The 26,943-nt window shown below is 64.6% G+C and carries 8 protein-coding genes; 7 read left to right on the top strand and 1 reads right to left on the bottom strand.

The annotated features are described in order from the left end of the window. Nucleotides 1-260: 260 nt before the first annotated feature. The 3 genes from N005_RS21935 to N005_RS21925 all read left to right on the top strand — a co-directional run bounded on the left by N005_RS21935 (nucleotide 261) and on the right by N005_RS21925 (nucleotide 22,685). A complete protein-coding gene (locus N005_RS21935) occupies nucleotides 261-9,815 on the top strand; it encodes a non-ribosomal peptide synthetase (RefSeq protein WP_052126442.1) in 9,555 nt (3,184 codons plus the stop codon). Continuing rightward, on the top strand, nucleotides 9,812-21,247 hold the full coding sequence (locus tag N005_RS21930; protein ID WP_052126441.1) for a non-ribosomal peptide synthetase: 11,436 nt from the start codon (nucleotides 9,812-9,814) through the stop codon (nucleotides 21,245-21,247). The genes N005_RS21935 and N005_RS21930 overlap by 4 nt, the downstream gene beginning before the upstream one ends. Before the next feature lie 142 nt (nucleotides 21,248-21,389). Next, entirely contained in the window at nucleotides 21,390-22,685 is a 1,296-nt protein-coding gene (locus N005_RS21925; protein ID WP_047703099.1) for an MFS transporter, read from the top strand. A gap of 21 nt (nucleotides 22,686-22,706) precedes the next feature. Here N005_RS21925 and N005_RS21920 read toward each other — a convergent pair whose 3' ends face one another. Beyond that, nucleotides 22,707-23,498: a helix-turn-helix transcriptional regulator gene (locus tag N005_RS21920; RefSeq protein ID WP_047703098.1), complete on the bottom strand. Its 792-nt coding sequence runs from the start codon at nucleotides 23,496-23,498 to the stop codon at nucleotides 22,707-22,709. Nucleotides 23,499-23,634: 136 nt separating this feature from the next. Here N005_RS21920 and N005_RS21915 point away from each other — a divergent pair, with 136 nt between their 5' ends. The 4 genes from N005_RS21915 to N005_RS21905 all read left to right on the top strand — a co-directional run bounded on the left by N005_RS21915 (nucleotide 23,635) and on the right by N005_RS21905 (nucleotide 26,854). Continuing rightward, nucleotides 23,635-24,738 carry a polyamine ABC transporter substrate-binding protein gene (locus N005_RS21915; RefSeq protein ID WP_047703097.1) on the top strand — a complete coding sequence of 368 codons (1,104 nt, stop codon included), beginning with the start codon at nucleotides 23,635-23,637 and terminating at the stop codon, nucleotides 24,736-24,738. Between the two features lie 94 nt (nucleotides 24,739-24,832). Next, nucleotides 24,833-25,123: a hypothetical protein gene (locus tag N005_RS21910; protein WP_052126440.1), complete on the top strand. Its 291-nt coding sequence runs from the start codon at nucleotides 24,833-24,835 to the stop codon at nucleotides 25,121-25,123. Continuing rightward, entirely contained in the window at nucleotides 25,068-25,508 is a 441-nt protein-coding gene (locus N005_RS28405; RefSeq protein ID WP_081993318.1) for a cytochrome c, read from the top strand. Before N005_RS21910 ends, N005_RS28405 begins: the two co-directional genes overlap by 56 nt. Before the next feature lie 101 nt (nucleotides 25,509-25,609). Further along, nucleotides 25,610-26,854, top strand: coding sequence for a hypothetical protein (locus N005_RS21905; protein WP_047703096.1), 1,245 nt, complete (start codon nucleotides 25,610-25,612; stop codon nucleotides 26,852-26,854). The last annotated feature ends 89 nt before the right edge of the window (nucleotides 26,855-26,943 follow it).

Raw genomic sequence — 26,943 nt, 5'->3', positions numbered from 1 at the left:
AACCGCAGTCATATGATCGCGTTATGACATCGTACAACCGTTAAAAATTAGCTTCCCATCTTCGAAAGCGCTGCTATGTTACGCGCTCGGATTGAACGTCCGAGCGCCGCCAGCGGCTTGCCTCGCTCCCTTTTTCAGACAGGGACACAGGCCCGTCGACAGGCCCCGTGCGCCGTTCGTTCTCAAGGACAATCGGTTCGCGAAAGTCGCCGCCTCCGCTGCGTGTCGACCGGGATCGCAACCATTCACAGGGAAGTGTCATGGTCGAAGCGCAATGCTATTCATTGAGTTCCACCCAACAGTCCGTCTGGCTCGATCAACAGCTGTCGCCCGATACGCCCTCCTACAACATCGGTGTCACCGTGGAAATCCACGGTGCGGTAGACCTCGCCCTGTTCGCCGCCGCGCTACGGGTCGTGGTGGCCCAGCATGACGCGTTGCGGTTGGTTTTCAGCGAGCAGGCCGGGCACGTGACGCAACGGGTTGACGACACCGTGCCGGGTGCCCTGGCCTACCACGACTGGCGCGCCGAACCCCAGGCCCGCGACGCTGCCCTGACCCGCATCACGCAGCTCAACCGTACCCCGTTCAGCCTTTACGATCAGCCGTTGTGGAGCATGGAGTGGTTCCAGTTGTCGGACACCCATGCGCTGTGGAACAGCCGCTATCACCACCTGATCTGCGACGGCACTTCGGTGGGCCTGATCGGCCAGGCCGTGAGCGCGGCCTATAACCAGTTGCTGCAAGGCCAGTCGCCTGTTCTTGATCCCGAGTTGGCACAGGGTTATCGCGACTTCGTGGCGCGGGACCAGGCGTTCCTCGACTCGACGCGCTACGCCAAGGCCCGCGATTACTGGATCGAACAGTTTCCGGCGCTGCCGGCGCCATTGTTCCAGCAAGCGCCGCGAGCCAACGGCGGCGAGCCGGTGCCCAGCGCCCAGGCAATCTGGACCCTGGGCGGCGAGCGCCTCGAGCGGTTGAGCCAATGGGCGAAAACCCAGGGAGCCACGCTGAGCCACAGTCTCAGCGCCCTGCTGGCCTACTATTTCAGCCGGATGACCGATCAACGCGAACGGCTGGTCATCGGCCTGCCCGTACACAACCGCAGCAACCCGTTGCAAAAGCGCACGGCCGGGATGTTTTCCTCGGTCCTGCCATTGGCGGTGCAGGTCGATCCGACGCTGAGCTTTGCCCGCACCGTGCAGCAGGTGGCCAGCCAGACACTGCGCAGCTACCGGCACCAACGCTATCCGCTGCAAACCCTGCATCGTGAATTGCGCGCCCGCGCCGGTCATCCCGGTCATTTGTTCGAGGTGATGCTGTCAGTCGAGCAATACCCGGGGGACGTGCATCTGGGTCCGGCACGATGTGCGCTGCGCACCTGGCACAACGGCCATGAGCGCTACCCTCTGGCCATCTACCTGCGTCATTACGAGGAGAAAACCGAGCCGCTCCTGGAGTTCAACTACGACCCACGGCTGTTCAGCGCCGACGACATGGCCGCGCATCTGCGGCGCCTTCAACATCTGACCGAGCAACTGCTGACTGATCCTGACCGGCCGCTGGCCGAGGCTTCGCTGCTGGACGCCGCCGAACAGCAGCAAGTACTCCACGAATTCAATGCCAGCCTCCGTGACTACCCGGCCGACGAGCCCCTGCACAGCCTGTTCGAAGCGCAGGTGCGGCGGCGTCCCGACGCCACGGCACTGCTCGATGGCGGGCAGTCGTTGAGCTATCGTCAGCTCGACCGCCGCGCCGGACGCCTGTCCGGGCATCTGGCGGCCTGCGGTATCAAGGCCGGTGACCAAGTGGCGTTGGCTTTGCCCCGCGGCACGGCATTGATCGTATCGGTGCTGGCCATCCTCAAGTGCGGCGCCGCCTATGTGCCCATCGACCGGGATGCCCCGCTGGCCCATCAGGCGCGGGTCCTGGCGGATTGTGGCAGTGGCTGGCTGCTGGTCGAAGGCGACGACAGGCCGGCGGTGCAAGGCGTGCAACTGATCGATGTCGGCGGATCATTCGAAGACGCGCCGACCCCGTCGCTGAGCCGTGCCGGCGCTGTCGCCTACATCATGTACACCTCCGGCTCCACCGGCGTGCCCAAGGGCGTGCAGGTGCCGCACCGCGCCGTGACCCGGCTGGTGCGCAACAACGGCTTTGCCGACTTCAGCGTCCAGGATCGCATCGCCCTGGCCGCCAACCCGGCCTTTGACGCCAGCACCCTGGAAATCTGGGGTGCCCTGCTCAACGGTGGCTGCCTGGTGGTCTGCCCGCGCCAGACCGTGCTCGACGCCGGGCGCTTGAATGAACACCTGTTGCGCCACGAAGTCAGCGTGCTGTGGCTCACCGCCGGGTTGTTCCACCAGTTCGCCGAGACTCTGGCCCCGGCCTTCGCCGCCCTGCGCTTGCTGATGGTGGGCGGTGATGTGCTGGACCCGCGCTGCATCGAGCGGGTGCTGCGCCAGTCGCCTCCCGGGCAGTTGCTTAACGGCTACGGCCCCACCGAAAGCACCACCTTCGCCACCACCCACCGCATCACGCTAGAGGATGCGCTGGCGGGCGACATTCCCATCGGCCGCCCCATTGGCAATACCCAGGTCTACGTCCTCGATGAGCGGCGCCAGCCGCTGCCCATCGGCGTCGCTGGGGAGCTGTACATCGGTGGCGACGGGCTGGCCCTCGGTTATCTGAACCAGGCGCAATTGAGCGAAGAGCGCTTCGTCGCCAACCCTTTCACCCCGGGGACGCGGCTGTACCGCACCGGTGATCTGGTGCGCTGGCGAGCCGACGGCGTACTGATGTTCCTGGGACGCAACGACCTGCAGGTCAAGGTCCGCGGTTTCCGCATCGAGTTGGGGGAAATCGAAGCGCAGCTCAAGGCCCTGCCCGGAATCACCGAAGCGGTGGTGCGGGTCGACGCCCAGCAGCGCCTGTTGGCCTATTTCAGCGCGACCCAGGCTCAACAACCCAATGAACTGCGAGGCCGCTTGGCCACGGTATTGCCGGACTACATGCTGCCGGCGGCCTTTGTGCACGTGGAGGCTTTCAGCCTGACCGCCAATGGCAAGCTGGACCGCCGCGCCCTGCCCGAGCCGAGTGAAGACCACTTCGCCTTGCAGCGCTACGAAGCTCCCCAGGGGCCGGTGGAAAGTCGTCTCGCCGAGCTCTGGGCGCAAACCCTCGGCGTGCCGCGGGTAGGACGCCAGGACAATTTCTTTGCCCTCGGCGGTCACTCGTTGATGGCCGTGCAACTGGTCGAGCAATTGCGGGCCGAGGGTTGGCACCTCGACATCGGGACCTTGTTCAGCGCGGCGAACCTCCATCATCTGGCCCTGCTGCTCGAACACCCGGTGAGCCCAGCCGAACCCAACGCGCCTGTCATCGCTTCGGGCATCGCCCCGGACTGCCCGCGCATCACCCCGGACATGCTGCCCCTGCTCAGCCTGCCGCAAGCGCAGATCGACTCGGTCGTCGCGGCTGTCGAGGGTGGCACGGCCAACGTCCAGGACATCTACCCGCTGGCGCCTCTGCAGGAAGGCTTGCTGTTCCAGCACCTGTTGCAACCGGATGACGACGCCTACTTGCTGCGCGCCACCCTGGCCTTCGACAGCCACGAGCGATTGCAAGGCTTCGTCGCGGCGTTCGACCAAGTGATCGCCCGTCACGATGTCCTGCGCAGCGCGGTACTCTGGGAAGGCCTGGACGAGCCGGTGCAGGTGGTCTGGCGTAGCGCGAACCTGCCGGTGCAAAGGCTCGCCGACGGTGAACGCTTCAGCGACCAACCGCTGGACATTCGACGCGCGCCCCTGGCGCGAGCCTTCGTGCGCTTCGACAGCACGGCACAGCACTGGCAATTGCAACTGGTCCACCATCACCTGGCTATCGACCACGCCACCCTGGGATTGCTGTTCGCCGAGGTGCGTGCGCTGATGCTCGACCCCCATCGCCATCTGCCCCCGAGCGTGCCGTTTCGCCAGTTCGTCGCCCAGGCTCGCCAGCCCCATCGCCAGGCCAGCGCCGAGGCTTATTTCCAGCGGCTGCTCGGCGACCTCACCGAACCGACCCTGCCCTACGGGCTGCACGACGTACAAGGTTCGGGCCGCGATAATCGTGAGGCCCAGCGCAGGCTGGAGCCTGCCCTGGACCTGCGTCTGCGACGGTTGGCCAAGACTTGGGAGGTCGGTGTCGCCAGCCTGTTCCACCTGGCCTGGGCCCTGTTGATCGGCAAGGCCAGCGGTCGCGACGAGGTGGTGTTCGGCACCGTGCTGTTCGGTCGTTTCAGCGCCGGCGAACAAGCCGAGCGAGCGCTGGGCATGTTCATCAACACCTTGCCACTGCGCGTCGACCTGGACGCGCCGCTGCACACGGCCCTGCGGCAGACCCACGCCCGGCTGATCGAATTGCTCGCCCAAGAACACGCGCCTCTGGCGCTGGCGCAACGGTGCAGCGCCCTGCCCGCCCAGACGCCGTTGTTTTCGGCGCTGCTGAATTTTCGTCACAGTCAGGCTCAACGCAGCGCACAACCGGCGTTCGCGTTGCCGGGTACGCAGTGGCTGGGCAGCGAGGAGCGCAGCAACTACCCGTTCAGCCTGTCCGTGGACGACCTCGGCGACGGCTTCGCCCTGACCGGGCAGATCCATCACTCGGTGGACACCGAGGCCGTGCTGGCCCACATGATCCAGGCCCTCGAAACGCTGGCACAGAACCTGGAATCGACGCCAGCGATACGCGCGTGCACCTTGGACACACTGCCCGCCGCCGAGCGCGAGCAGGTACTGAACGGATTCAACCCCACCCACCGGGCGCACCCACGCGACACCCTGCTGCATCAACCCTTTGAGCAGCAGGCGGCCCTGCATCCCGACCGGGTGGCGGCGCAGATCGACAGCGCCGGGGAGACGTCGCTCACCTATGCGCAACTCAATGGCCGCGCGAACCAGCTGGCCCATGCCCTGCTGGCTGCCGGCGTGCGCCCCGATGACCGGGTAGCGATCTGCCTTGAACGCGGCCCTCACCTGCTGGTGGCCATGCTCGCCACCCTGAAGGCCGGTGCGGCCTACGTGCCGCTGGATCCGACTTATCCGACGGCGCGCCTGGTGCACATGCTCGAAGACAGTGCGCCGCGCCTGGTGCTCACCAGCCAGGCCGCGCACGGGCGCCTGCCGACGTCCCCAGGCGCAGCCCATTGGCAGCTGGATTCGCCGCCGCTGGCGGAGCGCCTGGACGCCCTGTCCCTGGACAACCCGAAGATCCCTAACCTGACCCCGGCGCACCTGGCCTACGTGATCTACACCTCCGGTTCGACCGGCCTGCCCAAGGGCGTGATGATCGAACACCGCAACGCCTGCAACCTGCTGCATTGGGCGCTGGCTAATTTTCAGGCCGAGGAGATGCAACTGAGCCTGTTCGCCACCTCGATCAACTTCGACCTGGCGGTGTTCGAATGCTTCGTGCCGCTGGCCGCCGGCGCGACCCTGCAACTGGTGGACAACGCCCTCTCCCTGCTGGCGCAGCCACGGCCCGTGACGCTCATCAACAGCGTGCCCTCGGCGGTCGAGCAACTGGCGCGGATCGATGCCATCCCCGACACCGTCCGTGTCATCAACCTGGCCGGCGAACCGCTCAAGGCTGCGCTGGTGGAACAGTTGTTCAGCCGCAGCGCGGCGCGCCGGGTGTGCAACCTCTACGGTCCGACCGAAACCACCACCTATTCCACCTGGCTGTCGATGCGCCGCGAAGACGGCTACCTGGCCGGCATTGGTCGCCCTCTGGATAACACCCGGATTTACCTGTTGGACCCGCACCGCCAGCCGGTGCCGCTGGGCGTGGCCGGGGAGATCTACATCGGTGGCGCCGGTGTCGCGCGGGGCTATTTGAACCGCAGCGAACTGACCACCGAACACTTCTTGCCCGATCCATTCGTCAACGATCCCGCGGCGCGCATGTACCGCACCGGCGACCTGGGGCGCTGGCGGGCCGACGGTCACCTGGAATACCTGGGGCGCAACGACTTCCAGGTCAAGGTGCGCGGCTTCCGCATTGAGCTGGGGGAAATAGAGACCCAGTTGCTCGGCCTGCCGGGTGTGCGCGAAGCGGTGGTGGTGGCGCAGCCCGCGCCGTCCGGCGACCCGCGACTGGTCGCCTACCTGGTGGCCGAGGATGCCCACGGGCCAGTTCCCGACACGGCGGCTGTACGCGCCTATCTGGAACAACACTTGCCGGACTACATGCTGCCCAGCGCCTGCATCGTCCTGGAGCGCCTGCCACTGACGCCCAACGGCAAACTCGACCGCCAGGCCCTGCCAGCGCCCGGCATCGCCCTCGCCGACGGCATCAGGCAGCCACCCCGTGGCGACACTGAACAACGTCTGGCGGCGATCTGGGCGCAGGTGCTCGGCCAGCCGGACATCGACCGCGAGGATGATTTCTTCAGCCTTGGCGGGCACTCGCTGCTCGCGGTGCAACTGCTCGAACAACTGCGCCGCAACGGTTGGAACCTGGACATCCGCAGCGTCTTCGAGCGCTCCACCCTCGCCGCCCAGGCCCGGCGCCTGGAAGCACTCGAGCGCAGCGCTGCGCCCGAGGCCAGTGTCAGCGCCATTGCGCCCTCCTGCTTGCGCATCACTCCCGAGATGCTCGACCTGGTGGCGCTGTCCCAGGCGCATATCGACCAGATCGCCGCGCAGGTGCCCGGCGGTGCCGCCAATATCCAGGACATCTACCCCCTGGGCCCGTTGCAGCAAGGCATGCTTTATCACCACCGGGCCCAGCGCGACGGCGATCGCTACGTGCTACGCAGCTTGTTGGCGTTTACCGACGAGGCCTGCCTGCAACGATTCTGCGCCGCGCTGGAACAGGTCATTGCCCGGCATGACGCGCTGCGCACCCTGGTGCTCTGGGAGGACCTGGACGAGCCATTGCAGGTGGTGCTGCGGCACGTCTCCTTCACGCCGCGACGCCTGGTGCTCGACGGTGAGGATATCGCCGCCCGCTTGCACGCCAGCGCCGATCCGCGCCATTTCCGTCTCGACCTGCGCCAGGCGCCATTGATCGAAGCCCGCGTGGCCTTCGACGCCGCCCATGACCGTTGGCTGCTGTTGTTGCTGCATCACCATGTGGTGGTGGATCACACCTCGCTGGAGTTGATGGTCGAGGAAATTGCCCTGATCGAAGGCGGTCATCAGGCCGAGCTGCCCGTGCCCACCAGCCCCCGCGACCTGGTGGCCCAGGCACGGCGCCCGGAGGTGGTGGACGCCGCGGGCAAGTTCTTCAGCGAGCAGTTGGGCGACCTGGACGAGCCGACCCTGCCTTTCGACCTCGACTTGCATGCCGATCCGCGCTGGCAGGCCCTGGAACACCGGCAAGCGTTGGCCCCGGAACTGGCGCGCCGGCTGCGCCAACAGGCCCATGCCCACGGCGTGAGCGTGGCCGGTATCTGCCACTTGGCATGGGCGCTGGTGCTGGGGCGCCTCAGCGGTCGCGATGACGTGGTATTCGGCACGGTACTGTTCGGGCGCCTGCAAGCCGGTTCCCATGCGGACCGGACCCTGGGCCTGTTCATCAACACGCTGCCGTTGCGCGTGCGCCTGCAAGACAGCACCAACGCCGTGCTGCAAAGGGTCCAGGACGCCTTGAACGGTCTGCTCTGCCACGAACAGACCCCGCTGGCGCTGGCTCAGCGATGCAGCGCGGTGCCGGCGGGCACGGCCCTGTTCAGTGCGCTGTTCAACTACCGCTACAGCCATGCCGGGCAAGCGAACATCCCCCAGGCCATGCCGGGAATGACCCTGCTGCACAGCGAAGAACGCACCCACTACCCCTTCAACCTGGCGATGGACGACTTGGGCGAAGGCTTCGAGCTCACCGCCCAGACCCACCCCGAACACGCGCCCGAGCGGCTCGTGGAATTCATGCTGCAAGCCCTGGACTCGCTGGTAGAGACCCTGGCACAGCCAGGCGACACACCGGTGCAACAATTGCGCGTGCTGCCACCCCAGGAGGAGGCGCTTCTGAACCGCTTCAACCCGCCGCCCACGGTTGCGCCCGAAGGTACGCTGGCGCAGCGATTTGCCGAACAGGTCGCGGCGACGCCGGACGCCTTGGCGGTGATCGATGGACATCAGTCCCTGACGTTCCGTGAGCTCGACCGGCAAGCCAGCCGCCTGGCCCATCACCTGCTGAACCATGGGCTGCGGCGCGGTCAGTTCGTTGCCGTGTGCCTGGAGCGCCAGGCACATGCGGCGGTGGCCCTGCTGGCGGTGTGGAAAGCCGGCTGTGCCTATGTACCGATGGATCCCGACTATCCGGCCAGCCGCCTGGCCTATCTGCTGGACGACAGTGCCCCCGCGGCGCTGATCACCCAGGAGCAGGTGCGCGAGCGGCTGCCCGCCTTCACGGGCGGACCGTTGATCAGCCTCGACGCCCCCGGACAGCATGACTGGCAGCACTCACTGGCAGCGGCAGAAACCGCGCCAGGGCCGCAGCCGACCGACCTGGCGTACATGATCTACACCTCCGGTTCCACCGGGCAGCCCAAAGGGGTCATGGTCGAGCACCGTTCGGTGCTCAATCTGTGGGCCGGCCTGCGCCAGCGTCTGCACGACCTGCCCGCCAACAGCCGCTGCTCACTCAATGCATCGATGGCCTTCGATGCCTCAGTGCAGCAGCTTTGCCAATGGCTCAGTGGTCACTGCCTGGTGCTGATCCCCAAACGCATACGCCTGGATGCCGGGGCGCTGCTGGATTACTTGCACCACCAGCAGGTCACCGTGTTCGATTGCACGCCAAGCCAGTTGCAAGCCCTGCTCAAGCACCGGCAGGCGCAGGCCATGCCACAGCCATTGCCGTCGCGCATCCTGCTGGGCGGCGAGGCGGTGCCCGCCGAACTGTGGGCACAACTGGCCAACGAATCCGGCGTGCGGGTACTGAACGTCTACGGGCCCACCGAGTGCACCGTCGACACCACCAGTGCCTGGCTCGATCAGTACACGCTGCCGAGCCTCGGCCAGCCATTGCCCAATACCCGGGTGCAGGTGCTAGACGTCCACGGTCGGCGCGTCCCGCAGGGGGTGGTCGGAGAGATTCATATCGGCGGCCAGGGCGTGGCGCGCGGTTACTGGCGGCGTGAGGCGCTCACCGGCGAGCGCTTCCTCGTCGACCCGTTTTCCCGCGAGCCCGACGCGCGCTTGTATCGCACCGGCGACCTCGGCCGCTGGGAGTCGGATGGCAGCCTCAGTTACCTGGGACGCACCGACTTCCAGGTAAAAATCCACGGGCATCGCATCGAACTGGGTGAAATCGAAAGCCACCTGCTGGCGCTGCCCGGGGTGCGTCAGGCCGTGGTGCTGGGCCGTGCCGATCGCCACGGTGTGGACCGGCTGATCGCTTACTTGCAGGGCGACATACCGCCGACTCCAGGCCAGGCCCGCGCCGCCCTGAGCGAGCATTTGCCCGACTACATGCTGCCCAGCGCCTATGTGCGCCTGGACCGGCTGCCGTTGACCGCCAACGGCAAGCTCGACCGCAATGCGCTGCCCGAGCCGGACGCCCAAGCGTTCGTGCAGACGCCTTATGAAGCGCCCCAGGGCGAAATCGAGGTTGTCCTGGCCGCTCTCTGGTGCGAGCTGCTGAATGTCGAGCGGGTCAGCCGCCACGACAATTTCTTCGCCCTGGGCGGCCATTCGCTGATCGCCATGGGGCTGGTCGAGCGCTTGCGCCAGCACAACCTGCGGGCCGACATCAGCCAACTGTTCACCGCGCCGACCCTCGCCGGTCTGGCGGCGGTCACCACTCCATTGAAGGAACTGCTCCTGTGACTGCGGATCAATTGCTGGCCTTGCTCAAACACCGTGGCGTCACCCTGTCCCTGCGCGGCGATCAACTGTCGGTGGTGGCGGACGACGAAGTCCTGGCCGACCAGGCACTGATCGCACTGCTGCGCAGCCACAAACCGGCGCTGATCGAAGCCCTGCGCCAGCCCGAGAACCCGGCGGCCCGGACCAGCGGACTGCCCGTGGGGACCACCCACATCACCCCGGCGATGTTCGACCTGTGTCATCTCGATCAAGCGCAGATCGAAAGCATCGTTGCCGGCGTGCCCGGTGGCGCGGCGAATATCCAGGATATCTATCCGCTGGTGCCGTTGCAGGCCGGCATTCTGTTCCACCATCTGCTACAGGCGCATGGCGACACCTATTTGCTCCACGTGATGCTGGCCTTCGACGACGAGGTCTGCCTGCTGCGCTTCATGGAGGCCCTGAACCAGGCCATCGCCCGCCACGACATCCTGCGCACCGCACTGGCCTGGGAAGGCCTCGACGAGCCGCTGCAGGTGGTCTGGCGCCAGGCTCCGCTGACCTTGGAGCGGTTCACTACGGGCCAGGCCGATGTGCAGGCCGCACTGCGGGTTTATACCGATCCGCGTCGGCAACGCCTGGATCTGCGCCAGGCACCACTGATGCGCGCAGTCGCCGCCGAGGACCCGGCCGGCGGGCGGTGGCTGTTGCAACTGCTGCACCATCACGCGGTGATGGACCACACCTCCCTGGAGCGGCTGGTGGGAGAAGTCGCGGCGATCCAGCAAGGTCGCGTGGACCAATTGCAGGCGCCACAGCCGTTTCGCGATTTCGTCTTGCGCGCCCGCCAGGGCTTGAGCGAGGCGCAACACACGGCGTTTTTCAGCGAATTGCTGGGTGATATCGACGAGCCTACCACACCGTGCGGCCTGCTCGATGTACGCGGGGACGGTAGCCAGGTGCAGACGTTGGAGGCGCCGCTGCCGATGGCGTTGAGTCGACGCATTCGCGAACTGTCGCGGCGCCTGCAAGTCAGCAGCGCGAGCCTGTTTCACCTGGCCTGGGCGATGGTGCTGGGCAAGACCAGCGGTCGCGACGACGTGGTGTTCGGCACGGTGATGTTCGGGCGCTTGTCGGGCGCTGCCGAGGCCGCCACGGCCATGGGCCTGTTCATCAACACCCTGCCGCTGCGGGTGCGCCTGGTGGTCCCCGTAGAGCAAGCGCTGCAACAAACCCACGCCCTGCTCAGCCGACTGATCGCCCACGAACACGCGCCCCTGGCCCTGGCCCAACGCTGCAGCGCGCTGCCCAATGGCACCGCGTTGTTCTCGGCGCTGCTCAATTACCGCCATAGCGCAGGCAACGACCAGGCCTCTCGGCTCGCTGGCATGCGCGTGCTCGGCGGCGAGGAACGCACCAACTACCCGTTCAACCTCTCGGTGGACGACCTCGGCGAGGGTTTCTCATTGAGCCTGCAGATCGACCCCCAGGTCGGCGCCGCGCCGGTGCTCGGCTGGCTCAGCAGCGCAATGGAAAATCTGCTGGACGCCCTCGATCGGCAGCCCGACACGCTGGCCTGCCACCTTTCGGTAGTGCCCGAGGCGGAACGCGAACGACTGCTGCAGACCTTCAACGACACGGCCCGCGAACGGCCCGCCGAAGCCTTGCTGCATCGGGCCCTGGAACAACAGGCCGCGCGTCAACCCGAGGCCATCGCCGCACGTTTCGACGCCGCTGACGGTGCCGCGCCGTTGACCTACGGGCAACTCAACAGCCGGGCCAATCGCTTGGCCCACCTGTTGCTGCAAACCGGGGTACGCCCCGACAGCCGCGTGGCGATTTGTCTTGAGCGTGGTCCGCACCTGCTGGTGGCCCTGCTGGGTATTCTCAAGGCCGGGGCGGCCTACGTACCGCTGGATCCGGCCTATCCCCGCGAGCGCCTGACGCACATGCTCGAAGACAGCGCCCCGCGGGCGTTGCTGACGGTCGCTGCACTGCAATCGAAGGTGACCGCCAGCGATGGCTGCATACTGCTGTGCCTGGACGATCCGCAGACCCAGGCGCGCCTCGCCGAACAACCAGCCGACAACCCGGCCCCCGTGCAACTGGGCCTGGGTGGGCATCATCTGGCCTACGTGATCTACACCTCCGGCTCCACCGGCACCCCCAAGGGCGTGATGATCGAGCACCGCAACGCGCGCAACTTCCTTGACTGGGCGCTGCGCAGCTTCAGTGCGCAAACCCTTGAGTGCAGCCTGTTCAGCACCTCGATCAACTTCGATCTGTCGGTGTTCGAGTGCTTCGCGCCGCTGTCCTGTGGCGGCACCCTGGAACTGGTGGACGACGCCCTCGCCTTGCTCGACCAGCGCCCGGACCTGAGCCTGCTCAACACCGTGCCGTCGGCGCTCGACGCGCTGCTGCGCGCCGACGCCCTCGCGGCTTCGCTGGAGTGCGTCAACCTGGCCGGCGAGGCGTTGCCACGGGGATTGGTGGAGCGGCTGTTCGCCGACACCGCGGTACGCCAGGTCAACAACCTCTACGGTCCGACCGAAACCACGGTCTATTCGACCTGGGTGTCGATGGACCGTGATCGGGGGTTCCAACCGCACATCGGTCGGCCCATCGACAACACCCAGGTGCACGTCCTCGACGAGGCCCTGCAACCGTTGCCGGTGGGCGTGCCGGGCGAGCTGTACATTGGCGGTGCCGGCGTCGGCCGCGGTTACCATCGCCGCCCGGAACTGACCCGGGAGCGCTTCCTGGCCGACCCGTTCAGCAGCGACCCGACGGCGCGGCTGTACCGCACGGGCGACCTGGGTTTCTGGGATGCCGAGGGGCATCTCCACTACCTGGGGCGCAACGACTTCCAGGTCAAGATCCGCGGTTTCCGCATCGAATTGGGGGAAATCGAAGCGGCCTTGCTGGCACTGCCCCAGGTCAGCGCGGCGGCGGTACAGGCCCTTGCCCGCGATGGCCGCGAGCCGGGGTTGGTGGCCTACGCGGTGGCGGACGCCGGTCATGGACCGCTGGTTGCGACGGCCCTGCGCGATGCCCTGGCCGAAGTTTTGCCAAGGCACATGGTGCCGGCCCTGATCATGCCGCTGGACAGCCTGCCGCTGACGCCCAACGGCAAGCTCGACCGGGCGGCCTTGCCGCGCCCCGGCGACGATGCCTGGTGCTCCCAAGCCTACGAGGCACCGCGTGGCGAACAGGAATGTCTCATGGCCGACATCTGGTGCGACCTCCTGGGCGTGGCCCGGGTTGGCCGGCACGATGATTTCTTCGAGCTGGGCGGGCATTCGCTGCTGGCCGTGCAATGGGTTTCGCGGGTGCGCCAACGCCTGGGTCTGGAACTGCCCCTGGCCACCCTGTATGCGCACCCGAGCGTGGCCGGACTGGCGCCGCTGCTGGCCAACGCCACACGCAGCGTCCTGACCGGCATTCCTGTATTGCCGCAAGCAGCGGCGCGCCCCTTGTCGTTCGCCCAACAGCGTCTCTGGTTCATCGCACGCCTGGACGCCCAGGCCAGCGCCGCCTATCACATCAGCGGCGCCCTGCAATTGGACGGCGAACTGGACGAAAATGCCCTGCGCAATGCCCTGGAGCGTATCGTCGAGCGCCACGCGGTGCTGCGCACCCGGTTCATCGAGCAGGACGGCGAGGTCCGCCAAGTCATCGACCCCACCCCGCGCTGGAATTTCGAACGGGTGGAACTGGCGGAAGCCGCCGACTTGCAACCCGCCATGGCCCACGAAGCCGGCCGTCCCTTCGATCTGAGCGAAGGCCCGCTGCTGCGGGTGTGGTTGGCGCGTCTGGGTGCTCATCGCCACGTGCTGCACGTGACCTTGCACCACATCATCGCCGACGGCTGGTCCATCGGTGTGCTGATCGACGAACTTTCGGTGCTGTACAAAGCCTTCCACGGCAACGCACCCGACTCGCTCGCGCCCTTGGCCATTCAATACGCCGACTACGCCGCCTGGCAACGTGAATGGTTGGCCGGCGAGCGTGGTGCCAGGCAACTGGCCTACTGGCTCGAGCACCTGCGCGAGGCCCCGGAGCGGGTCGACCTGCCCACCGACCGCCCGCGGCCGCCGCGCCAGGATTTCGCTGGGGCGCGGCTGGAGGTGGCCCTGGATGAGCCCACCGCTTCGGCGCTCAAGGCGCTGGGCCGGCGCCACGGCACGTCGTTGTACATGACGCTGTTGGCCGCCTGGGCCGTGGTGGTGGCGCGCCTGTCCGGCCAGGCACGGGTGGTCATCGGCACCCCGGTCGCCAATCGCACCCGCAGTGAAGTGGAGCCGCTGATCGGCTTTTTCGTCAACACCCAGGCACTGTGCGTGGACCTGAGCGGCGCACCGCAAGTCGGCCAGTTGCTGGCCCAGGTTCGCGAGCATGCCTTGCAGGCCCAGGCCCATCAGGACGTGCCGTTCGAGCACGTGGTCGAGGCGCTCAACCCGCCGCGCTCGCTGGCCCACACGCCGGTGTTCCAACTGATGTTCGCCTGGCAGAACGCGCCCCGCAGCAGCCTGGACCTCGACGGCTTGAGCCTCACGCCCCTGGCCGGCGAGCAGACCACTGCGCCGTTCGATCTCTCCCTGGAACTCTACGAAGCCGAAGGACGGATCATCGGCGGACTGAATTACGCCACTGCCCTGTACGAGTGCGCCAGTGTCAGCCGGCATTGGTCTTACCTGGTCCAGGTACTGAAGCAGTTCATCGCCGACGATCGCCAGGCAGTCACGCACCTGGCACTGGTCGACGCCGACGAACGCCAGCGCCTGCTGCACCAGCTCAACCCGGCGCCGACCCCATTCCCCGAGGCGGGCTGGGTGCATCGCCCCTTCGAGCGTCAAGCGCGGCTGCAACCTGACGCGATTGCCGTCGAACTGCATGGACGCGGCTTGAGCTATGGGGAACTGGACCGCCAGGCCAACCACTTGGCCTGGGCAATGATCGGCCAGGGCGCCGGGCCCGGCCAACGCGTGGCCATCCACCTGCCCCGTAGCCTGGAAATGGTGCTGGCCCTGGTTGCCACGCTCAAGACCGGGGCGGCCTACGTGCCGCTCGACCCCAGCCAGCCGCTTGCCCGTCGGCAAGGCATCCTCGACGATTGTCAGCCCTGCCTGCTGCTGTGGGATGCCGAGCGCGTCGAGGCCCTGCAGACTGGCGAGGGCTGCCGCAGGTTGTCCGTCCGCCTTTCGGCCACCGCGACACCGGCCCCCGCCGCACCACCGCTGGCGCAGCCGGGCCCGGACGACCTGGCCTACGTCATGTACACCTCCGGCTCTACCGGCCTGCCCAAGGGCGTCGCCATGGGGCATCTGGCCCTGAGCAACCTGTTGGCCTGGCAGGCCGGTCACGCGCTGCCCGGTGCCGCGCGCACCCTGCAATTCGCCGCGCTGGGCTTCGACGTGGCCTTCCAGGAAATATTTTCCACCCTGGGCAGCGGCGGCACGCTGGTGTTGCTGGACGAGGCCCGGCGCCTGGATCTCGCCGCGCTGCCGCAATGGCTCTGCGATAGCCGCATCGAACGCCTGTTCCTGCCGTACATCGCCCTGGCGGCCCTGGCCGAGCGCTGGAGCGAAGCACCGCTGGCATTGCCGGCGCTGCGCGATGTGATCGTCGCCGGCGAGGCCTTGCGCATCACCGCGGCGCTGCGCGCGTTTTTCCGCCAGCATCCCCAGGCGCGCCTGCACAACCACTACGGTCCGACCGAAACCCATGTGGTCTGTACCCATACCCTGGGCGATGACCCCGACCAATGGGCCGACGTACCGGTGATCGGTCGGCCGATTGCCAATACCCAGGTGTGCCTGCTGGACGCCCATGGCCAATGGGTGCCCCAGGGCGCGGTGGGTGAGTTGCACGTGGCGGGCCCGGCCCTGGCCCTGGGTTACCTGAATCGACCGGACCTGACCGCCGAGCGTTTCATCAACCACCCCCTCGACCAAAGTGGCGAAGCACGCCTCTACAAAACCGGCGACCTGGCGCGCTGGACCGCCGAAGGCACCTTGCAGTACCTGGGACGCAACGACTCGCAGGTCAAAATCCGCGGTTATCGGGTCGAGCTGGCCGAGGTGGAAAGTCGTCTCGATCAAGTGCCCGGCATTCGCGAATCGGTGGTCGTCGTGCAACCTGGCGAGCGTGGGGAATCCCGCCTGGTGGCCTACTTCAGCGCCGCACAAGCGCTGTCACCCCTGGCGCTGCGCAGCCAGTTGAGCGAACGCCTGCCGGAGTACATGTTGCCAGGCGCCTTCGTGCAACTGGCGAGCCTGCCGCTGACCGGCAATGGCAAAGTCGATCGCCTGCGCCTGCCGGCCCCAACGCCTGAGTCATTTGCCCAGACGCCCTACAGCGCGCCGCAGGGCGAGCTGGAAGTCAGTCTGGCGGCGATCTGGAGTGAACTGCTTGGCGTCGAGCCGATTGGCCGGGAGGATGACTTTTTCGCCCTCGGCGGGCATTCGCTGCTGGCGTTGCGTTTGCTCGCCCAGGTCCGCCATCGGTTGGGCCTGGAAGTACCGCTTTCGGCGGTCTTCGCCCAGCCGCGCCTGCACGCCCTGGCCACACTGCTTGGCGGCTCCGTCCAGAACCACCAGGCGCCGTTGCCGGAGGCTGATCGCAGTCAACCGCTGCCGCTGTCATTCGCCCAGCAAAACCTCTGGTTGATCCAGCAGCTCAATCCGGATTCGACAGCGGCCTTCAACATGCCCGCCGGTTTGCGCTTGCGCGGCCAGTTGGATGAAAACGCCCTGCGCCGGGCCCTTGACCGCATCGTGGCGCGCCATGAAAGCCTGCGCACACGCTTCGTCAGCCTGGCCGGACACGCGCGACAAGTCGTCGACCCGCCCGCCGCCTTGCCGCTGGACAGCCTGGACCTGAGCACGGCCGATGCGATGGCCTGGCAAGCCCATTGCGCCGAAGAGGCCGGCCGCCCATTCGATCTCACTTGCCAGTGGCCGGTCCGTGCCCGCCTGCTGCGCCTGGGTACCGACGACCACATCCTGCTGGTGACCGTGCACCACCTGGTCTCGGACGGCTGGTCCATGGGGGTGCTCACCGACGAGTTCTCCCGTCTCTACCAGGCCTTCAGCCAGGGCCGGGAGGATCCGTTGCCGGCGCTGGCGCGCCAGTACGGCGACTACACCTTGTGGCAACGCCAATGGTTGCAAGGCGATGAACTGCAGCGCCAGCGTACCTACTGGACTGCAAACCTGGGTGCGGCACCGACCTGCGTCACCCTACCCACCGACCGGCCACGCCCGCCGCGCCTCGATTACGCGGGTGCCAGCTTGCCGGTGCACATCGACGCGGAACTGACCCAGGGTCTCAAGTCCTTGAGCCGGCGCCATGGCGTCACCTTGTACATGACCTTGCTGGCCGCCTGGTCCGTGGTGGTCAGTCGCCTCTCGGGCCAAGCCCGGGTGGTCATCGGCTCACCCGTCGCCAACCGCGCCCGGGTCGAGTTGGAGCCGCTGATCGGCTTCTTCGTCAACTTCCAGGCCCTGTGCATCGACCTGGACGAAGGACCGCGGGTCGACGCGCTGCTGGCCCAGGTCAGGGCGCTCGCCCTCGCCGCTCAGGACCATCAGGACCTACCCTTCGAACAGGTCATCGAAGCACTCAACCCACCGCGGTCGCAGGCCCATAACGCGGTGTTCCAATTGATGCTGGCCTGGCAGAACGCGCCCCGTGGGGAGCTTGACCTGGGCAACGGCTTGCAGCTGGAAAACGTTGGCGCGCCCGTGACCACGGCCAAGTTCGACCTGGCGCTGGACGTCCATGAGGCCGACGGCGTGATCCAGGGCGGTTTCAATTACGCCACCGCCTTATACGATGCTGCCACCGTGGCGCGCCATTGGCATGCCCTGTTGGCGGTGCTGCGGGCCATGGTCGCCGACGATCGACAGATCGTGACCACCATCGACTTGCTCAGCCGGGCCGAACGCCAGCAGTTACTCGACGGTTTCAACCCTGACCTCACCCTGGCGCCGGCGACGGGCGAACGCCTGCACCAACGCTTCGAGGCCCAGGCAGCGCGCCGAGGCGATGCCATCGCACTCCAGTACGGCGCGCAGACCCTGAGTTATCGCGCCCTCAACCAGCGCGCCAACCGCCTGGCCCATCGCCTGCGAGCGCTGGGTGTCGGCCCGGACAGCCGAGTGGCCATTCACGCCGAACGCGGCCTGGACATGCTCGTGGGTATCCTGGCCGGCCTCAAGGCCGGCGGCGCCTATGTGCCGCTTGACCCGGTCTATCCCGCACAACGCTTGAACTTCATCCTTGGCGACAGCAGTCCTCGAGTGGTGCTGACCTTAGAGGCACTACCGCCGGCGCTACAGGTGCCCGCCGCCTGTACGGTGCTGTCCCTGGACCCGCACCGCGGCAACTGGAGCGAACAGCCCGGGACAGACCTGCCGGCCGATCCCCAGGCCAGCGATGCCGACCTGGCGTACATCATCTACACCTCCGGCTCCACTGGCGTGCCCAAAGGCGTGATGATCGAACACCGCTCGGTGCTACGACTGTTCAGCGCTACCGAAAGCTGGTTCGGGTTCAACGAGCGGGATGTCTGGACGCTGTTTCACTCCTTCGCGTTCGACTTCTCGGTCTGGGAAATCTGGGGGGCGCTGCTGCATGGCGGCCGGCTGGTGGTAGTGCCGTATCTGACCTCGCGCAGCCCGCAGGACTTCTACGACCTGCTGGTGGACGCCGGCGTCACGGTCCTCAACCAAACCCCCAGCGCCTTCTATGCCTGGATGAAGCAAACCCGCGCCGAGCCCCATTGTCTGCGCTGCATCGTGTTCGGTGGGGAAGCCCTCGACGCCGCCGCGCTGCGCCCTTGGTTCGCACGGCCGGACAGCCAGCGTACGCAACTGGTGAACATGTACGGCATCACCGAGACCACGGTGCACGTCACCTATCAACCGATCGAAGCCGCCGACTGCAACACTGGCGCTGGGCTGGTGCCCATCGGCCGGCCGATCCCGGACCTGCGGATCTACTTGCTCGATGAACACGGCGAGTTGGTGCCCCAGGGCGTGGTCGGCGAGATCCACGTCGCCGGGCCCGGCCTTGCCCGGGGCTACCTGAACCGACCGACCCTGGATGCCGAACGCTTCCAGCCAGCGCGGTTCGCCGGAAGTCGCGGCGAGCGGCTCTACAAGACCGGCGACCTGGCCCGCTGGACCGTCGACGGCCGGTTGCAGTACCTGGGCCGTAACGACCAGCAGGTCAAAGTGCGCGGTTTCCGCATCGAGCTGGGGGAAATCGAAGCGCGCCTCGCGGCGCTGGACGGCGTGCGCTCGGCCGTGGTGCTGGCGCGCCAGGACGAGCCGGGGGATCCGCGCCTGGTCGCTTACCTGCTGGCCGAGTCGGGTGATGACTTGGCGCCGGGGGCGCTGCGCGCTGCCCTGGCCGAACAACTGCCGGCGCACATGCTGCCCGGTGCCTACGTGCAACTGCAAGAATGGCCGCTGACTGCCAACGGCAAACTGGATCGGCGCGCCTTGCCAGCGCCAGACCGCCAGGCCCTGCAACAACGCCCCTACACACCGCCGCGCGGTGCCATGGAAACCTGCCTGGCGCAGCTGTGGTCGCAGTTGCTGGGTGTCGAACAGGTCGGCCGCGAAGACAACTTCTTTGCCCTCGGCGGACATTCGTTGCTGTTGGTGCAACTGCTCGACGGTCTGCGTGCGCAAGGCCTGGACGTCACCGTAGGAGCGCTGTTCAACGCCGAGGACCTGGCGGCACTGGCCCGTCAGGTGGTGACGCGGGATGCCGCTGGCACCCAGGGCCTGCTGTGTATTCGTCCGGGCAGCGGCCGCCAGCCGCCCCTGTTCTTCATCCACGAGGGCACCGGCGAGGCGCTTCCGTATGAACGGTTGGCCCGCCACCTGGACCCGGAACTCGGTCTCTACGCCGTGCAGGCCGCGGCGGAGCTGGAAGACGGTATCGACAACCCGACCCTCGCCAAGCGCTACATCACGCTGTTGCGCACCGTTCAGCCCGACGGTCCTTATCGGCTCGCGGGCTGGTCGGCCGGCGGTGTGCTGGCCTATGAAATGGCGCGCCAACTGCTGGGCGAGGACGAGCATGTCGCCTTCCTCGGGCTGATCGACAGCAGCCAGCCGGGGGCGCTGCGAGCACCGGTGTTGTCCCTCAGTCTCGATGAAAGCGACCTGCGCGGGCAATTGCTTGGCTACCTAGCCACGCAACAGGTCGATGAGGATAGGCAGGTGCCATGGCACAGCGGCCTGGACCTTGACACCGTGCTCGCCACTGCGTGCAGCCGAGGTTGGTTGCCGCCCGGCTTCGATCGTCCGGCATTGATCCGCCGGGCGCGCCTTAACCTGACCCTGCGCAACGCCATGGTCCGCTACCGACCGGCGCCACTGGGCTTGCCCGTGCATCTGTTCAGTGCGGTTTCGGCGCGTCCCGAATTGACCGGCACCCGCGACCTGGGTGCCGACTGGCGGGCGCTGCTGGGCGCGGACTTGATGGAACAGCGAATCGCAGGCGATCACTGGTCGATCATGCGCGATCCGAACCATCTGCAAGGTCTGGCGGCCGCCCTGGAACGGGCGCTGGACCAGAGCGAGGCGCATCCGCTCGAACCTGCCGCCAGCCGGTCGAGCCTGACGTTGCAAACCGGTTCGCCCAATGCGCCCTGCCTGTTCATGGTGCCGGGCGCAGGCGCCAACGTGAGCAGCTTCGTGCCGTTGGTACGCCAGCTGGACGCGCGGTTGACGGTGATCGGGCTGCAAGCCCGTGGCCTCGATGGCCGCAGCGAACCCCACGGGTCGGTACAGGCGGCGGCCCGCGCTTACGTGCGGGAGATCCGTGCCCAGGTGCCGCACGGCCCCTACTACCTGCTGGGGCATTCGTTCGGCGGCTGGCTGGCCTTTGAAATCGCCCGTCAGTTGCAGGCAAGCGGTGCGCAGGTGGCACCGGTGCTGCTGATCGACAGCCGTGTACCGGGCAAACGCATGGCCCGTGATGCCCGTGAGGCCCTGGGGCGCTACGTGGCGTTGCTGGAGCTCGATGCCGGATGCAGCCTGGAGCTTGACCTGGATACCCTGGCGAATCAGGAGCCGGAAGAACAATGCGCCACGCTGCTGGAGCGCATGCAGGCTGTCGGTTTGATGCCGGCACAGGCCAGGGCCACGTCACTGCGCGGTCCGCTGCGGGTGTTCCTGGCCAACCTGGCGACCGATTACCGGCCAACACCGGCCTACCCGGGCCCCGTAGTAGTGCTGCAGGCCGAGCATGGCCGGCACCCCCCAACGCCCGTCGAACAGCACTGGGATGCCGTCGACCTGGACTGTCAGCAGTGCGTGATCGCCGACTGTGACCACCTGTCGATCCTAAAGGCGCGAACGGCACCCGCCCTGGCCGCTCACCTACGCCACCACTGGCCCGCGCTGGAGGCGCTGTTATCCCATGAAGATTGACACAGGCTCAGCCACATCCGCTCCCCGAACCGGGCGCGAGCTTGCTCGCGAAGCGAGCACTCAGTCGCCATTGATGTCGGCTGACCCACCGCCATCGCGAGCAGGCTCGCTCCCACAAGGGGCCCGGGAGCTCCGGCCCTGGTTGTGGGCCTGGCTCGGCCAGGTCGCGTCGACTCTGGGATCGGCCCTGGCGGCTTTCAGCCTGGGCATCTGGCTGTTGCAGCAACAGGCCAGTGTCACCGATTACGCCTGGGTCATCGCCTTGTCGGCGTTGCCCGGCCTGCTCCTCGCACCACTGGCCGGCTGGCTGGTGGACCGTTGCGAGGCGCGGGCGATCTTGCTCGGTGTCGAATGCTGCAGTGGCCTCGCCGCGCTGGTGCTGTGGTGGTTGTTCGACCAAGGCGCATTGGATCGCGGCCAGGTATATGCCTTCGCCGCAGTCAACTCCAGCGCGCTGGTGGTGCGCATGCTGGTCTGCCAGGCGGCGATCCCGCGCTTGCTGCACAGCCCTCACGCCATCGGACGGGCCAACGGCCTGATGCAACTGATGGTCGGCTTGCCGCAACTCCTTGCGCCAACCCTGGCGGCATTGCTGCTGGGCGCTGTCGGCGTTCCCGGAGTGCTGTTGCTGGACGTGGGCGCGGTGCTGTTTTCCGCCGGCATCCTGACTTGGCTGGCGCTGGTCGCTTCGGCGCTGCGCATCAGTGGCACCGGCCGCGCCGCGCCCATCGATGGCACGCCGACTGTGCTGGCCGTGCTGCGCGCCCGTCCGGCGTTGTGGGCACTGTTGGCCTACCTGGCGTTGGAACACCTGATGCTCGGCCTGGCCTCGGCACTGATGTCGCCTCTGGTGATGGAGCGTCACTCGGTGCTGGTGCTGGGCACTGTGATGACCTGTGGCGGTCTGGGCATGCTCGCCGGCTCGTTGTGGGTGTTGGCCAGGCCACCGGTCCGGCTGATCCGCACCGTATTACTCGCGGATCTGCTGCTGGGGGCCAGCGTGCTGGGCATCGGCGTCAGCGATTCGCCGGTGCTGCTGTACGCGGCGGCTTTCGTTGCGTTTGGCTGCTTCTCGCTGAGCACCAGCAGCGACCAGAGCTTCTGGCAACGCAGCCTGCCTGCCGAAGTGCTGGGACGCGTCCTGTCGACGCGGCAGATGGTTTGCCTGTTGGCGATGCCGATCGGTGCACTGGGCGCCGGCACCCTGGCCGACGCTTGGACGATCCCGCTGTTGAGCGCCCCCGGCGACTGGCAGGCCTCGCTCGCCCCGGTACTGGGCAGCGGCAAGATCGGCGGGTTGAGCTTGCTGTTTGCCATAGCCGGCTTTTTGTACGTGCTGCTGGCGTGTCTCGGTCTGCTGATCACGCCGCTTCGGCGGCTGGCACCGGGATGGGCCGGGGTGCCTGCACCGTTTGCGCCAGACGCGGGAGCTTGTTGAATCTTGGAGCAGTCCGCAGGTTCAACTCGACGTAAGAGCATCCTGCTTCGACGTAAAGAAACGAGCAAACAACTCGGACTGTGACTTGATATTCAATTTCGAGTAGATATTGCGACGGTGCACTTTTATCGTTTCGGCTGACAGGGAAAGCTTACCCGCGACTTCCTTATTGGAAAAACCGCTCAGCAATAATTTGAGCACATCATTCTCCCGCGTCGTCAACGGCGTGCCGAGTGAGGGCATTGTCTCCGGCCATGGGGTTGGCGCGGTAAAATCCTTCGCGACGTCAACCTCAAAATTCATGCGCTGATGCATGAGTGCCGTCACCCAAGGCTTGATAAGATCAAGTGTGGTTATCTGCTCCTGACTGAAGCGGATATGACTTCCGAAAGAAACGCATAAGGTTCTTTCAGCATCGAGCCTGACGTTGTATTGCGCCTCATCCACCGAAATATACTGTTCAAAATATTGATGGTAATACTCGGTCTTGAGAAAGTGCTCAGGTGCGACATCGGGCATATGAAAAAAGCCGTTTTGAGGATTCTCTCGATCTGCTATGTAGAACGGATCCAGCATGTAAAGGCCCTTCACATAGCGATGGATAAACGCATCGACTTCCTCTGTATCGGCCACTTCAGGAAGGCTGACAACTTGCACTTGGTGATTGCTAAAGATCAGTACAACCCAGTTATCAACCTGCACGTATTCATTCAACAAACGAACAAGCGAGCTCCAGAATTCTGGACGGTTCAATCGCATGATCAATTGTCCAATTGATCGATGCCAAGCCAGGCTATGGAGGTCGAGAGGCATTTTCTACCCCTTTTGGGTTAGGGATTCGTCGGGCGCGGATAAGTATTCGTAGGTATTTACTCTCCGTCAATGCCCGGTATATTCGCTACCGAGTTACGAGGACCATGAGGGCCCTCGTCTTGACAAGGATAGCTGTATGAGCAAGTCGCGCCTGCGCAACATATTTTCAGCCTCGCTTCTTTGTATCGGGATAAGCAGCTCGGTGGGGGCTGTGGAACCCGGCATGAATCTGTACAACTGGTTTGGGTTTATCGCCCCGCAGACCCCGAAGGAGTTCGAGCAGGAAACCGGCATCCGCTTCCACATGGATGCATTCGACAGTGCCGAAATCATGCAGAGCAAGGTCATGGCTGGCCGCACGGGATACGACGTCGTTGTCGCCACATCCAATGTCTTGCCAAGTCTGATCCAGGCTGGGGTGCTCCAGCCGCTGGATCGCAATCAGCTAGGCAATTTATCCCATGTCGATTCGGACATCTTGTCTCAACTTGCCGTCAATGATCCTGGTAATCGTTACGCCGTACCCTATCTTTGGGGCACCACTGGCATCGGCTATGACGTTGATAAAGTCAAGGCTGCACTGGGCAATGATGCTCCGGTCGACAGCTGGGATCTGATATTCAAAGAAGAGAACATCAGTAAACTGAAGTCCTGTGGCGTGGCAATGCTCGACTCACCCAGCGAAATCATTTCGATCGCTTTGCATTATCTGGGGCTGCCGAGCAACAGCAAGAATCCGGATGACTACAAGAAGGCCCAGGCGCTGCTGTTGAAAATCCGTCCTTACGTGCTCTATTTTGACTCATCCCGAATTGACGCGGATCTCGCCGACGGCAATATCTGTGCGGTGGTGGGATGGGCCAATGGTGCTCTGGCTGCACAGGCCATGAACGAGAAAAACCAAACCGGGCGCAAGATCGCCTACAGCCTCCCTCGCGAGGGAGCACTGGTCTGGTCGGAAAATCTGGTCTTATTGAAAGACGCTCCCCATCCGAAGGAAGGCATGGCGTTTATCAATTACATGCTACGCCCTGAAATCATCGCAAGGACTTCAAATCACACGCTGTATCCCAACGCCAACGAAGACGCCACTGAGTTTGTCGAGCAACAGTTACGTGACAATCCCTGGATTTATCCAGACAAGAAAACAGTCGCTTCACTTGTCCCTCTAGAGCCGTTGCCCCTGGCCTTGGAACGAATTCGCACCCGCGTCTGGACCAAAGTGAAGAGCGGCATTTAATCCACTGTTTTGCCTGGCGTAATTAAAACCACATAGGGAAGGACAGTCCTCTCTACAGGGGACTGTCATAGAGGTCTTAGGGAGGAACAAGATCATGTGCCAAGGTGATTACCAAGCCTGCTTGAACTCGGACGAGCGCAAAGCCTATGACGAGATTGAAGAACAAATCATTCATTGCACTCCCGAACAAGCCTGGGCGATGTATTCCATCTCGACCGGAGTGGTGCGTGTTAACATCTCTCAGGTAGTGAAAAAACTCATCATCGGCGGGAACAAGGCATTGCTGGTGGAGTTTCCCGAATTTGCCCCGGCTGAAAAGGACGTTCGTCATGCCATGGATCGTGATTCCGGTACAGCCCGGCAGCATAGCGACCCTCACCCGTAAAATCGGCAATCACCTGGGCTTGTCGCTTTTGATAGGGTGCTTATCACTCACTCAAACACCCCTATCCTTCGCGGACAACGCTAACGGTAAAAATCTCTACCTCCAGAGATGCGCCATGTGCCACGGGTCTGACATCAAAGGCACAGGCCCCTTGGCTAACAAAAGCAATCCTCTTACCCCTGACCTGACCAGCGCCGCTTTCAAGAAACGACTCAAAGATTATCCCGGCGTAATCGTCTCATCGGTCATCCTTCGTCCCAATGGAAACCTGATTCCAAAGACCCTGCGGGAGAATGGTGTAAAGCTGCCGCCCCACGCTTGGAGCGTTCAGGACCTGCGGGATTTGAATCAATACATGAGTGGCGTGATTTCAAAAAGTCGCTGATCTCGCCAGGCCCCCTCCCCAATGAGTTTCGGGCAAAACGGCTTGTATTTTAGCTACCGTCTCCTAGCATGATATTAAAATACCATCAAAGCAGGGACGCCATGAAACTAGCCAAGCTGATTGCCGCTCTTTTCGTTGCCGGGGAGTGCGCCCTTTCCTCGCCTGCAACCTGGGGGTTTGAAATTAACCCCTGCCTGAGGGTGCTGGTCTACAACACTTATTACCTTGATCAAGCGCCGACCAGGGACTGGAATCTTTGCAAGAAAACAGACCTGATCGAGGGATATGCCAATGGCAAATATTCAAAAGGGACCGTCCATGAGCATATGACTAATTTCGCCATTGACGAGTACCGCGGCGCCGACTTTGAAGGATTCCTGGTCCGCAAGAGACAGACTGACAGCTCCAAGCCCAAACGGCTCATTTTTGAATACATGAATGACCCAGCGTGGGCTAAGTCACCAAGCAGGACTCCTCACAACACCTTTGCAATCATCTATGGCAGTTGGTGGAACGATGATCCTTTGATGTACACGTGGGGTGAAAGCAAAGACTTCAGAAATGGACTGTGGAATCTAAATGGCCAGTTCAAACCCGAATCTAAAAAATACGCTGGGGGCCGCGAAGATTGTGAGGTTGAGGGGAAAAATCATCTCGGCTGGAACTCTCACTATGGAAACCTCCAATACCTCCACTTCATGTCTAGCCAAATGCCCAAGGATGCCAGTGAAGAGGCGCGATTAGAAGAAACCACAAGGCTGGCTCTCGTGTGGATCAAGTTCGCTTATGACGTGGCGACGGGCGATACGCCTTTCGACGCACCTCTCACACCTCAAATCGAAGCCAGCTTGGGACTCCCCTCGATAGCTCTAAATCAATGCGTTAAGCAAAAAAACGTAAAAATTCGGACGCTCTTTGCTCGCTCTGGCGTTCCCATCGATGATCGAAACAAGCGCACACCTGATGTGGCGCTCGGCAGCATATTTCATATTTTCCAGGACTCATTCTCCCCTGCTCACACCTGCCGCAAGGAGGAGGTTGTCGACGGTAGTCATTACGCCGTCCTCACTCAAGCCTACAACTATCGGGTGCAGGCTAAGGACAAGCATGGTGGTGACGAGCATAGCTTCAACGACAAATATCCGGGCTGGCTTTTGACCTACGCCCGGGATGGGAATCACGTGTATGCCAATGATCCTGTAGCTGTTGGAGCTTGGATGCTAAGCGCCGTGGATACAAAGACCCCCTGGGAGTCTGTGGAGAAGCATCTTCGCGAAACCATTTTTAGAAAGCACTCTGCCGGTGTCGTTGACCAATCCCCTTGCATAGGGAAACGCTCCTTATGAGGCTAAAAATATGGCATAGCGCCATCCTTCAGCTACGCTGCTCAGGATTACCCCTTCGACAAGGAAGCCGCTCCATGAATAGAGGTTGC

It is taken from the genome of Pseudomonas mediterranea CFBP 5447 (assembly GCF_000774145.1).
Classification (GTDB): domain Bacteria; phylum Pseudomonadota; class Gammaproteobacteria; order Pseudomonadales; family Pseudomonadaceae; genus Aquipseudomonas; species Aquipseudomonas mediterranea.
Note: the sequence above shows the minus strand (reverse complement) of the source record. Positions and strands in the feature narration are given on the sequence as shown.